The 13,539-nt window shown below is 32.2% G+C and carries 10 protein-coding genes; all 10 read right to left on the bottom strand.

Annotation, left to right across the window (positions count from 1 at the left end; genetic code table 11):
* Positions 1–10 precede the first annotated feature (10 nt).
* On the bottom strand, positions 11–2,752 hold the full coding sequence (locus tag AC5LW9_RS05565) for a type VI secretion system Vgr family protein (protein WP_493456470.1): 2,742 nt from the start codon (positions 2,750–2,752) through the stop codon (positions 11–13).
* Between the two features lie 548 nt (positions 2,753–3,300).
* Positions 3,301–4,152, bottom strand: a complete 852-nt coding sequence (locus tag AC5LW9_RS05560; protein WP_493456469.1) for a hypothetical protein — start codon at positions 4,150–4,152, stop codon at positions 3,301–3,303.
* Positions 4,153–4,396: 244 nt separating this feature from the next.
* Positions 4,397–5,356 carry a hypothetical protein gene (locus AC5LW9_RS05555; RefSeq protein ID WP_493456468.1) on the bottom strand — a complete coding sequence of 320 codons (960 nt, stop codon included), beginning with the start codon at positions 5,354–5,356 and terminating at the stop codon, positions 4,397–4,399.
* A 117-nt stretch (positions 5,357–5,473) separates the two neighbouring features.
* Complete coding sequence (locus AC5LW9_RS05550) at positions 5,474–6,346, bottom strand: hypothetical protein (RefSeq protein ID WP_493456467.1); 873 nt, start codon at positions 6,344–6,346, stop codon at positions 5,474–5,476.
* 235 nt (positions 6,347–6,581) lie between these two features.
* Positions 6,582–7,556, bottom strand: coding sequence for a hypothetical protein (locus tag AC5LW9_RS05545; RefSeq protein WP_493456466.1), 975 nt, complete (start codon positions 7,554–7,556; stop codon positions 6,582–6,584).
* Positions 7,557–7,560: 4 nt separating this feature from the next.
* Positions 7,561–8,529, bottom strand: coding sequence for a hypothetical protein (locus AC5LW9_RS05540; protein ID WP_493456465.1), 969 nt, complete (start codon positions 8,527–8,529; stop codon positions 7,561–7,563).
* Positions 8,530–8,577: 48 nt separating this feature from the next.
* Positions 8,578–9,153: a hypothetical protein gene (locus AC5LW9_RS05535; protein WP_493456464.1), complete on the bottom strand. Its 576-nt coding sequence runs from the start codon at positions 9,151–9,153 to the stop codon at positions 8,578–8,580.
* Complete coding sequence (locus tag AC5LW9_RS05530) at positions 9,140–9,790, bottom strand: hypothetical protein (protein ID WP_198236690.1); 651 nt, start codon at positions 9,788–9,790, stop codon at positions 9,140–9,142. The genes AC5LW9_RS05535 and AC5LW9_RS05530 overlap by 14 nt, the downstream gene beginning before the upstream one ends.
* 29 nt (positions 9,791–9,819) lie before the next feature.
* Complete coding sequence (locus tag AC5LW9_RS05525; RefSeq protein WP_493456463.1) at positions 9,820–13,098, bottom strand: hypothetical protein; 3,279 nt, start codon at positions 13,096–13,098, stop codon at positions 9,820–9,822.
* Between the two features lie 175 nt (positions 13,099–13,273).
* Positions 13,274–13,501: a hypothetical protein gene (locus AC5LW9_RS05520; protein WP_493456462.1), complete on the bottom strand. Its 228-nt coding sequence runs from the start codon at positions 13,499–13,501 to the stop codon at positions 13,274–13,276.
* Positions 13,502–13,539: the final 38 nt, after the last annotated feature.

Raw genomic sequence — 13,539 nt, 5'->3', positions numbered from 1 at the left:
CCTTTATAAATTATACTGAAAAACTAAAATAATGATGTTTTTTTACATGCACTAGAGACAGTTCAAGTTCATTTTTTGTAAAGTTAGGTTTCTCGCATTCAAGTGTGTTAGGCCCCATTTTTTGCAATGCATTACTTTTTATATAAACATTATCTGCCGTGCCCAGTTCAATCCCTGCACTACTAAGTTTGATGTATGAACCTCCACACATTAACGTCAAATCTTCACATGCGCTTACTCTAAGTTCACCATCCACACTGTCTATTTTAATATCTTGCTTGGCAGCCATATTCAGGTTGGCATTTTGTGCCTGCACGTTAACATCACCTTGGTTAGCAAAGACTTTCATTCCCGATTTATGGGCAAATAGACCGATGGATTCACCGGATGAGACGGTTATGTTTTTTAACGCATTGATGTCAGTTTGATTTTCACTGGTCACCGATACACTGTTTGACGTTGACAGTTGAATGTTTTCCGGACTGGTTAAAGCGATGCCCTCTTGTGCATAAGCAATAATGCCACTTTGGGCTAATTGGGTTAATGTCGCTTTAAGTTGCTCCTGACTGTCAGTGTCCGCACCATGGGCTTCAGATGAGTTTGCTGCATTTTGCAGTGCTTTGGCAATTGATAACGCATTTTCAAGCTGGGTAATGGCAGCTTGCATATCAAGTTGTTTACCCTGTGCTTTAGGCTCGGTCTGACTGGTCAGGTATAAACCTTTATTGGCAGCAATCGCCCCCCACTCATCGGTACGCAGTTCAAATCCCTCACCTCGCTGCTCTTTGTTTTGGTCAACTAAATGCCCAATGTTAAGCTGGGTTTTTCCGTATTCGGTCGCTAACTTAATGTGCTCTTGTCCGCGCTTATCATCCATCCGCAATTTGTTGTTAGCAGGAGTACGAATTACATTTCGGTGTTTGTTTATGACGGTCACATGGTCAGGGTGTTGACTGTCATGCATCGCATGTGCGATATAAGGTCGGTCCGGGTTACCGTTAGTAAACGCTACCGCAACTTCTGTGCCGTCAATCAGTGGAAAGTGAAAACCATAGGTACTGCCTGCATACGGTTTAGCCAGTCTTAACCATAAGCTCTCTTCACCGTTTCGCCACTCTTTTAAATCAAAGTTAAATTTAACCCGATAGCGCCCTTGTGTATCAATATAACCATAGGTGTCATTATTCGGACTGGTTACCCGTGCCGGTAAAGTACCGTCAATAGTCGGAAAAGGAATCGGCTTCGGGCGGTAAGGTTTTAATGGCTGGTAAGGTATAGCAGTAAAAATCAGCTCATAAGCCTCACTGCGGTTTCCCTGTCCTTGCACCGTTAATATCATTACCCCCTCATCTATTCCGGCAATCGCACTGCCTTTGATGCGGATATGTTGACCCGGGGCTAAATTGGCCTGATTGCTTTTACCCCGGATAACAATTTGACGGCTAATGGCGTGTTCATGGCGAATGCGGGCATACCATTCTCCACTTTCAACACTATTACCCGTGTTAGCTTGATTACGGTCAATATCACTGCTGTTGTTATTGCCAGTGTTATCGCTACTATTGTCGTTGTCATTACTATTGCCGTTACTGCCTTGACCGTCGTCGGTATCGATATCACCACTGTTTTCATTATCATCGTCACCATTGCTATTTAACTCTTTGTAGTGTTCATCATAACGGTAATCAGTACCGTAAGTGGTATTATCTTTCTGTTGGCTGTTAACTTCACCCAATAAATTCGCCTGTGCATCGCGGTAGTTATAATCTTGTACTTGTACCGATGATTCCACCATCTGACTGTGTAAGGTCATATCCCAGACACTTTCAACGCCATTATCCAGTGTGCCACTCGGTTGTTTGTACACAATATCAGCCACCTGCTGATAACCTTGTTCATAATCACTGATGACCATCACATCACAGTTGTGTTCACCATGGGTTTCAAACCGAAAATAGACCCCCACATCAGCAAGCAGTCTTTGAATAAATTCAAGGTCACTCTCCTGCCACTGGGTGATAAATTCACGTTCAGGGTATTGCTCTTTAAGGGCTAAACGATAATCAATCCCTGTATAACCATGACCACGCAAGACCTCTTCAACCACACTGATAACGCTTTGATTCTGAAAAATAGCACAGTTATGACTTAATGATAGTTTGGCTAATTGAGAGGACAAGACAACTTGATAACGAGCTTCATCGTTACTGACTGATAATTGACTGAATTGAGTAACCACACCATAAAGAGTACGGGAGCCACCTTGAGATAATAGTGAGTTTAACGGATTAAGCGGATTAAACTGGGTTAAAGAGTTAAGTGAATCGAGTGGATTGGATTGTTTAAGTTTATCTAACTGTTTTAATGGCTCAGACTGTTTTAATGCATCTAATGGATTAGCCGAAGTTAAGGAATTAAGTGCATTAAGTCCTTGAGTTGCAAAGTCACTTAAACTACTAGAATTAGCAGGATTAAAACTCAAACGGGCATTTTGGTTAAGAAATGACTCAACAGAAAGTTGTTTATCCGAGCTGGTGAAAGTAATCGTATAGTGCCAAGGCTGGTTAAGTTGTTCATTACCTTCAACCTGTAAGATTGAAACCTCAGCAGACAAACCATCAATATTTAACGTATAGCGATTGTGACCTGCTCCATTAACTAAACCTTGCTTTAAACCCCGACTTAAACCATTACCCAATTGATTCACCAAATTGGTTAGTCCTTTATCCATGTTATCCTCGATATATTTCATGTGCACTGCAAATGTGTTTTATTGAATTATTTATTATTAATAAGTATTTAGGATTATTTTTCACTAACAATTTGATTATTTGAAAATTCGTTAGAAATAAAACGCTTGAATAAAGCTGTGATAAAAAATAATCTAAGAAGTCTATAAAATACCTTTTTTTGCGTTTTTTGCAATCTTTTTTTAGTATTTTTTTAAATCAAATTACATGCATAACTTACTGATATTATTAATTATATTAATAAAATATCATTAAAAATTTGTTACTTAAGCATGATCAAAAAAGGATTAATAGAATTTGGATTTTGCAGATTTTTTATTAAGTTCTTTGTAGGATATTTTTTAAGATTTTGTATAAAAAATTTCATTTGACTCAAACATACCCATAACCTGAAACTTTTTGACAAAATAACTGACACCACAATGGTTAAAAATATTTTAAAATATCAATAGAATAATAAATAGGATTTTATTGCGTTTTAATAAATCACAACTATTACTTTGTAATCATCTAACTTTTTTATGTTATTCTTCCAAATCCAACTTTCTGGCTAGTGAGCGAGTTGTTTTTCAATACGTGATAACTCTTCTTTAAAGCCTTTTATTTCGCATGAGTATAGATTATTAAGATAGTGATGCAGCTCATCATCATCAAACGGGAGCGGATTAACTAAACATTTTTTATCTAATTTCTGTTTGAATAGTGAAAAATGATTTTTTTTATCTTTTTGTTTTTTAGTCAATAAATCCATTTTTGATTTTAATTGATCTAAATAATAACGATAGACTTGGGAGCCAAAACACCCCTCACTTGTTTCATCTTTTAAACATTTTTTAAACTCTTTATCTTTATAGTTGTCCGTATTATTAGGTTGGCTTAGTTTAAAAAAACTATCAGGTAAGTTAATTTTTACGTGTCTAGTATCAATTTGAATTAGTTTAAACTTCATAGTTTGTGTATCGATTTGATAATGCTTCCATATTTGAGGTCCTATTCCATCATCAGCTTCTACTAAATATAAAGTATATATATCGCCCTGCGGAGATATATAATAACGTTGGTAAGCAACGGCATAATCAGCAAGATAAATATAACTATTAGCCAAATAAATCTTGTCTTCTACGATATTATTTTTAACTATTGATAGGAATATCTCACCACCCAAAATAGTAAAACCTGATTCAACATCAATATTTTTATAATCTTCTAACATACTTAGTGTCAGTTGAAAATCTTTTCCGTTATAAATGATTACTGGCTCTTTATAAATGAATTTATATAGGCCTGCAAAATCAAATTTAAGATAATTTAAAGGACAAAGCTTATCTATTTCTTCTCGTTTTGAATAATCCAATTGCCAATAATCTAGAGGATAGGTACAATCTTTTTCTAATTTTTTCATATTGATTTTTCTAAAAAATGGTTCGCCACGATATTTGTCTTCTATTTGATAGTACTGACTGTAACAATATGTGCTAAATAATAAACATAATGATGCTAGATAGTGTGTGTATTTCATCTGTTAACCGTTAACCCTTTCCTTATTTTTGAAAAAGTTGAGTTTAAAAAATCACAACTTTTTCTCTGTAATTATCTAACATTTTAATTATTTTTATTATTTTATTCTACCAAATCCAACTTTCTGGCTAGTGAGCGAGTTGTTTTTCAACACGTGATAACTCTTCTTTAAAGCCTTTTATTTCGCATGAATATAGATTATTAAGATAGTGATGCAGCTCATCATCATCAAACGGGAGCGGAGTAGCTAAACATTTTTTATCTAATTTCTGTTTGAATAGTGAAAAACGATTTTTTTTATCTTTTTGCTTTTTAGTCAATAACTCTATTTTTGATTTTAATTGTTCTAAATAATAAAAATAAACTTTAAAGTCGAAACAACCTTCACTTGTTTCATCTTTTAAACATTTTTTAAACTCTTTATCTTTATAATTAACTTTCTGTTCAGGATTGGGCAGTGCAGTAAAATTATCGGGCAAGGTAATTTTAACACTTCCCCAATCAATTTGAATTAGTTTAAACTTCATGGTTTGTGTATCTATTTGATAATGCTTCCATAATATAGGTAAAATTCCAGCATCAGATTCTCCTAAATATAAAGTATATATATCGCCCTGTGGAGATATATAATAACGTTGGTAAGCAACCGATAATTCACCAATACTCATGAAATTATTAGCTAAATAAATCTTATCTTTTACAATATTGTCATTAATTATTGATAAAGATATTTCACGCCCAAGGATAGTTTCAGGCGCAATATCATATTCATTTAATGGCATACTCAATGTCAATTGGAAATCTTGTCCGTTATAGATAACGCGAGGACCTTGGTAAATAAATTTATGCAAACTTGTAAAATCAAATTTAAGATAATTTAAAGGGCAAAGCTTATCTATTTCTTTTTGCTTTGTGTTATCCAATTGCCAATAATCTAAAGGATAGGTGCAATCTTTTTCTAATTTATTCATATCGATTTTTCTAAAAAATGGGTCGCCACGATATTTGTCTTCTATTTGATAGTGCTGACTGTAACAGTGGGAGCTAATTAATAAACATAATGATGCTAGATAATATGAATATTTCATCTGTTAACCGTTAATCCTTTCCTTATTTTTGAAAAAGTTGCGTTTAAAAATCACAACTTTTTCTCTGTAATCATTTAACTTTTTTATTATTTTATTCTTCCAAATCCAACTTCCTCGCTAATGAGCGAGTTGTTTTTCAATATTGGTTATTTCTTGTTTATAATTTTGAATTAAACAAAACATAACTTTAGATAAATAAGGATCTGTTTCTCCTCTATTACCAGAAACTGGAGATGGTAATTCTAAACAACTTGAAGCCATTTTTTGCTGTAATTTTAAATAAGATTCTTTTATTGTATTGTTACTTTTATTCAATAAGTTAATTTTTTGTTTTAATCTATTGTTGTAATGGTTATAAACATCTATATAGCAACTATAATATTCTTCTTTGTCATACTCATCTTCACATGATTTAAGTTCTTGTGAATCAATTTTTGTGACTGATTTATTCGAAATAACATTGAATTGATTTGGATAAACGATTTGATATCGTACACCATTTTTAACATTGACCAACATATCTTGAAGTACAAATTTCATTTTTTGATTATCAATTTTATAGTGTTTCCAAAACATTGGAGAAATACCTTCTTCTACCTCTATCAAATATAATGTATTTATCTCTCCCTCTGAGGTTATAAAATAATGCTGGTAAGCAGCTGCAAAATCAGAAAGATTAATATAATTATTAGCCAAATAAATCCTATCTTTTACAATATTATCTTTAACTATTGATAGGAATATATCACCTTCATAAATAGTACCATCAGATTCGATATTATAATTTTCTGACATACTTAATGTCAGTTGAAAATTTTGTCCGTTATAGATAATTACCGGTTCTTTATAAATCAATTTATATAACTTTTTTAAATCAAATTTGAGATTAAATTTTCTAATAGGGCAAAGTTTATCTATTTTTTCTTGTTCTGATTCGCTCAATTGTCTATAATTTTCAGGATAAGTACAATCTTTATCTAATTTATTCATATCGATTTTTCTAAAAAATGGATCGCCACGATATTTATCCTCTATTTGATATTGCTGACTGTAACAGTAGGTGCTGAATAGTAAACAAAGTGCTACTAGATAATGTGAGTATTTCATCTGTTAACCGTTGATCCTTTCCTTATTTTTGAAAAAGTTGCGTTTAAAAATCACAACTTTTTCTCTGTAATTATCTAACTTTTTTTATTATTTTATTCTTCCAAATCCAACTTTCTGGCTAGTGAGCGAGTTGTTTTTCAACACGTGATAACTCTTCTTTAAAGCCTTTTATTTCGCATGAGTATAGATTATTAAGATAGTGATGCAGCTCATCATCATCAAACGGGAGCGGATTAACTAAACATTTTTTATCTAATTTCTGTTTGAATAGTGAAAAATGATTTTTTTTATCTTTTTGTTTTTTAGTCAATAAATCCATTTTTGATTTTAATTGATCTAGATAATAACGATAGACTTGGGAGCCAAAACACCCCTCACTTGTTTCATCTTTTAAACATTTTTTAAACTCTTTATCTTTATAGTTGTTCGTATCATTGGGCAGGCTTAGTTTAAAAAAACTATCAGGTAAGCTAATTTTAAAATATCCAGTATCAATTTGAATTAGTTTAAACTTCATAGTTTGTACATCGATTTGATAATGCTTCCATATTTGAGGTCTTATTCCAATATCAGTTTCTACTAAATATAAAGTATATATATCGCCCTGTGGAGATATATAATAACGTTGGTAAGCAACGGCATCATTAGAAAGATCAATAAAATTATTGGCTAAATAAATCTTATCTTTTACAATATTACTTTTAACTATTGATAGGAATATCTCACCACCAAAAATAGTAACACCTGAGTCTATATCAATATCTTTATAATCTTCTAACATACTTAATGTCAGTTGAAAATCTTTCCCGTTATAGATGATTACTGGCTCTTTATAAATAAATTTATATAATCCTTCTAAATCAAATTTGAGATTAATTTTATCAACAGGACAATGCTTATCTATTTTTTCTCGTTCTGATTCGCTTAATTTCCAATAGTTTATAGGATAGATACAATTTTTTTCTAGTTTATTTATATTGATTTTTCTAAAAAATGGGTCGCCACGATATTTGTCTTCTATTTGATAGTGCTGACTGTAACAGTAGGTGCTAAATAGTAAACATAATGATGCTAGATAATATGAGTATTTCATAATTTTATTCCTTGATCTCTTCAATTTTAGAAAGTGAAAATTCCGCATGGAAGTGAGAATCATGCAAACGTTTACCATTTTTTACTTTTGATAATTCTCTAAATTTAACAAAGTGATCATGACTACCGACTAGAATTTCTTCAAAAAATAATCGCATTGCATTTAAAAAAGCGAGGTCATCTTTATATTGTTGAGAAGTATGTGAGTGGTACTGATTTTTAGCTATATAAGATCTATAAGTAAAATCAATACTCATACCATTAATATGATCTATACTTGGAAAACAAGAGCCCCATTGAAATGCACTTCCTGTAGTAATAATGCTTTTATTACAAACCGCAATACTACCTAACATTGCGGCAAATAACCCAGGATTAGTATAACGACGTTTGGAACCTTTAAAGCTATATTTGATATTAAAATTATCAAATTGTTTATCTAAAGCATCGGGCATTTTTAATAACTCTACCTCATTATTTTTTACGCCAAATAATCGCCAGCTATATGGATTATCTTTTTCGGGATCAAAATATGTATCATGTTTACCCCACTCAGCCACTTCTCCATTAGCGTAAATAATACGGTAATAAGTGTCGCCATCACTTACATTCGAAGCGGTATCTCCGCGTCCTGCGGTATAAAAATTTTTGGCTGTATTTGGATTAAATGCTTTACTGTACTTTTCTTTAATTTTGAAATATTGCAAATCACAAACTTTATGTTTTATTCCATAATTATCAATAATAATATAACGATATTTATTTTTATTCTCTTCAGAGATAAATGATGGGATATATTTTTTTATTCGACCATCTAAATATATATAAAAGGTGATAATGTTTTTTTCTAGATACAAAAATAAATTAATCAATGTAATTGGGTGTATAAACCATGCTTTACCATCAACGGAAAGATTGCTTATTGCGGGTGTTTGGTTGTTTGTTGGTTGGGCTTGTTGTTGGTTTTGTGCCACTTCTTGCCACCAAAGGGATGGTTTAATGCGTTGCTCTTTTTCCAGTTGCTAATGTATTTTGGTTTCCTCGTGCGCTTCATCAACACTGTTTAAAGCTGAGTTTCGCTTATAAGGCATGGTTATATTATTGTCATCTAACCATTTTTCAATTAATTTTTTTTGTTTCTGTGTTTCTTTCTCAAATAAACTATCTATTTCGTTCCATTTGGTTAGCGCTTCGTCTGCGTGCCATTCACTTTCATATTTTATTATTAAGTGACCTATCATTTCGGCTGTCCAACTGTTGCGTAAGCCGTCTTTCAGAAATTCAACAGTAAAAGGTGGCAGTCCTTTTTTTCGCTGAACAGAATATAAAAGTGATTGAGTTAAGATTTTATGCAAAGCTTTCATTGAATCAGTATATTCTTTAATATCCAACGTTCCTGCTCGGTTATCGTTTATTTTAGTATACAATTCGCCAATTGAAGCATTTTCGAGTATCGTTTCAAATCCCGTCCAATGCCATGGGCTGATTCGTGTAATGTGCTCTTGAGCATCTTTTTTGATGTTTACCCAACCTGTTATTGACCTACGATCTTCATTTCCTGCGTAAACATTTTGACAATTAAACTTATTTACACACATTCATCTCTTTTCTTTCTTTAAAAAGATAATGACATTTAATGGATTCTTGTAATTTAAATTTGCCATTATTTTCTACTGAATATTTACCCCAAAAGTTTAGCGTTTGCCCTTCTTCTAATATATTAGAACTTAATACATAGATATAATTATCAATGAAATAGTATTGTGATTTTGCATAATAACTTTCCATATCATACTCATTAGAGTAAATGATTAGCTGATCAATTACTTTATCATTCATTTCTGTATATATTTTAACTTCATCATCTAATAAATTTTTCGGATAATTTGGTTCTTTCGTTTTTTTTAAAAATAAATTGACACCGTTTATAGGTGTTAAATATATTTTTTCATTTAATTTTATATTGTCTACTATATTTTCATAATCAAAAGTCACCTTAGAAAAGATACATTTTTTTCTCTCTTCATTGATTTCTTTATCAATTCCTCCATATGGATGAGCCACATTGCAAGATAAATCTATTGTTTTAGCAAACTCTTTTTTACTTATAAGTTCATCACCTATGTAGTTCTTAGAATCGAGAATTAACTTAGATTTTATACTGGTATCTTTTATCTCTGCATGAATATTAAAGAAGAAAAAACAAAGCAACATTATAAATAGTTTTTCTTTCATAATTTATAATCCTTACACATAATTAATCATTAGAATAATTTAATCTCTTTTACTTTAGTATTATCAAAATCGCCTGAGTGTAAATGAGTATTATGAAGTTTATCCTTTTGTTCAGCATTAGTTAATTTATTAAAATATGATTTAATTCCAACTAACCTTTTAATGAAATGGAATTTTGCCATAGCATCTATTATTTTTTGATCTTCTTCGACTTTCCATTTATATAACGTATCTACACTTATACCGTTTACATGTTCTGAACTCGGGAAACATGTAGCCTCTGCAAAACAACTACCAGTAGTGGTTAACTGTAATCTTATTTCAGCTAAAGCACCAATAAAACCAGCTAGAGGACCAGGTCCTGTATAGCGTCTTTTCGTATCACTAAAGGTATATTTAATTATCACATTGTCTTTAACATAATTAATTTCATCTGGCATCCTAACTATTTCGACATTTTTATTCAATGCTGTATATTGTCGCCAAATCAAGCCTTTTTCTGGATGGTTACCATATTCTGCAATATCTCCATTTTTAAATTTTACTCTTTTTTGGGTATTTCCTTCATTTAAATTTTCTTTATATTCAATAATATTTGGATCTTTTCTATTCGGCGCGCTTACTGTTACACCATTTGCTTTTTCCTTAGTAGTATGCCAATCACAAATACATATTTCATGTTCATTATCCTTTTCATCATGATAAACATACTTATATTTTTGCTCATAGCCTTTCGATATTTCCAGTGGTATGTGTTTTTCAATTTTTCCATCGTGGTAAATATGATATGTCACTATACCTGGGCTTATAAATCTACCCATCACTGAGATTGGATGAATAAACCATGCTTTGCCATCAGCAGAAAGATTGCTTAGTGCGGGTGTTTGTGGTGTTTGGTTGTTTGATGATTGGGTTGCTTGAGATTGTGCTACTTCTCGCCACCAAAGGGATGGTTTAATACGCTGCTCTTTTTCCAGTTGCCAATATATTTTGGTTTCCTCGTGTGCTTCATCAACACTGTTTAAAGCTGAGTTTCGCTTATAAGGCATGGTTATGTTATTGTCATCTAACCATTTTTCAATTAATTTTTTTTGTTTATGTGTTTCTTTATCAAATAAACTATCTATTTCGTTCCATTTGGTTAGCGCTTCGTCTGCATACCATTCACTTTCATATTTTATTATTAAGTGACCTATCATTTCGGCTATCCAACTATTGCGTAAGCCATCTTTCAGAAATTCAACAGTAAAAGGTGGCAGTCCTTTTTTTCGCTGAACAGAATATAACAGTGATTCAATTAAGATTTTATGCATAGCTTTCATTGAATCAGTATATTCTTTAATGTCCAATGTTCCTGCTCGGTTATCGTTTATTTTAGTATAAAATTCTCCCACACTAGCTTTTTCGATTACTGTCTCAAATCCTTGCCAATGCCAGGGACTGATTCGTTTAACGTGCTCTTGAGCATCTTTTTTGATGTTTACCCAACCTGTTATTGACCAACGCTCTTCATTTCCTGCGGTGACTTTTACCCAAATTGAATCCGTGCTTTCGTCTTCTATAGTGATTAAATTCTCATTACTTAATGAATCTAATGATACTGTCCGTGGAAAATGTACCGTGTTATCTTTAGTTGCAGGAGGTAAATTATCAAATGATAGCGGAAAATTATTCCAATAAGGAATTACGGTATTGAGTGTCCCATCTTGTCCAAATAAGTGAGAGACATCTTTTGACGCTATCCAATAATGTTTAGTATTCACACAAAAACGTATTTTGACAGATGAACTATTGTGATCAACTTCAACGAGTTCAACCTTATCCGGAATATCAGACTTGGTTAACTGCGGATAAGTTTTATTATATCTATTTTCTAACTGTTCTTTATTGTCGGCTGTTAAAGTGATTTCTAAAGTCTTATTCGATAAGTCGTTATCATTTTCTTCAATTTTTTCATCAACTTTAGATTGTGCAGCCAGATTGTTATCAGCATAGTATTCCTTTGAATTTAAAGTATATTCCAAGTTAATTTTAACGTAATAATTATATTTTTCACTTATAAACTTTATTCCTAATCCTGAATTTAATTTTCCATCCGTTTTTGATGCTTGTATCAATCTTGCACCTTTTTCAACCAGAATTAAGTTTTTTTCACTTTCGGGTAAATTATCGGCTAAAGCACGGGTTTGGGTAATAAATGCTGATAAATCCTCACAGGTAAATAATTCAACATGTAACAGTTGCGGTAATTTTTTATCTGATGGTCGTTTTATTGTGGATATAGATGCTTGTATAGGCTCGTTAAAACGATCTTTTTTGAGTTGATTATGTCCGATATAACCAATAAAATCACCACTTGAAATCGCAATCGGCGATTTTAATACCACAATGTCATTGAATTTTTCAGGTTTAAACGTTAATGAAGTCAGTGAGGTTACCTTGACATAACCTTTATGTGGTGCGTCTGTACTGCCATTTTCTTTTACTAATAGGTTTGGAACGTCACAATCATTAATTTTACGAATTTTAGCGTATCCGTTTTCTTCTCCATCTAACTCAAATGTTGTCTTTGGTGGTAAATAAGTCAATTTTTGTTTGTCATTTGCAGCTTCATATACCGTTATGCCCTTTACCTTCACATTTGACTTACCAACAGTGTTATTGTCTTCTTTTACAACTTCATAATCTTGATTGGTATCGGCTTTTTTTCCTGTTGGTTCGGGTGATACATCGCTATGCCAAACATAACCGGTAATAGTATCTAATTGCTGTTTAAATTCGGTTGAGGTGACCAATGTCCCTTCTGATATCGAAACAATTTTATACCAACCGGCTTTAGTTGCGTGTTTTTCACCTAAACGAATTTTGCTTCCTTTTAACAATAAGCCAACCGCTTTGGTTTTGCTGCCATTTTCTCTAATTACACTGCCGAAAACAGTATCCGCCTTATTTTCGTCAACTTTTCCTGAACCAAGTTGCCAATAGTGAGGATGCTGTGCTTTTGTTTGTTCATCTTTTATTTTTTCCTGATAGCTATACCAATCAAGCTGATGCATATACAAACTGTATAAGGTTATTGCCGGTTGCTCAGCTTTTGCATCCGTTGTTTTTGGCATTTGTAATAGGTGTCTTACTAATGTAAAACCAGTAGAAAAATAAGCAACATTTTTTAGAGAGCCTCGTAGTGCAGTAGGTACATTTTCGTCTGGATAGGTTATTTTAGGGTAGACTTCATTGATACGATAAGCTATGACTTCACCGTTAGCCATGCAACGTAATTGTTCATCATTACCAAGTTTGTTTAACACTTTTTTATCGAGATGAATTCCGCCATGCCATAAACCATTTTATCCAAATGGATAAAAACCATGATTAGCTTCGGATAATGCCCTATAATAGGTATCTTGGTTTAATTCTTTATCACCAATCGGAAAAATGAATTTCGTTGTTTTTTTCATGGACATTTTATTATTCCTTTATAGATTATCCTGAAAAATTTGTAGAGCTAAATGAGGTATGCTTTTTTGATAATCGTGCACCTTCTTTATTATTGTGATTTGATTTTGGTGACACTATAAAATGATAACGAGTTTCATCTTTATGAAGGGCTATTTGATTTACACCATTAACTGACTCATGATTTAAACCATCACTCAACTGATTCATCAGTTTTGTTAATCCTTTATGCATGTTATCCTCGATATATTTCATGTTTATAGCAAATACAAATATGTTTTACTTAACTATTT

This window comes from Gilliamella sp. LMG 34360 (genome assembly GCF_984568995.1).
Note: the sequence above shows the minus strand (reverse complement) of the source record. Positions and strands in the feature narration are given on the sequence as shown.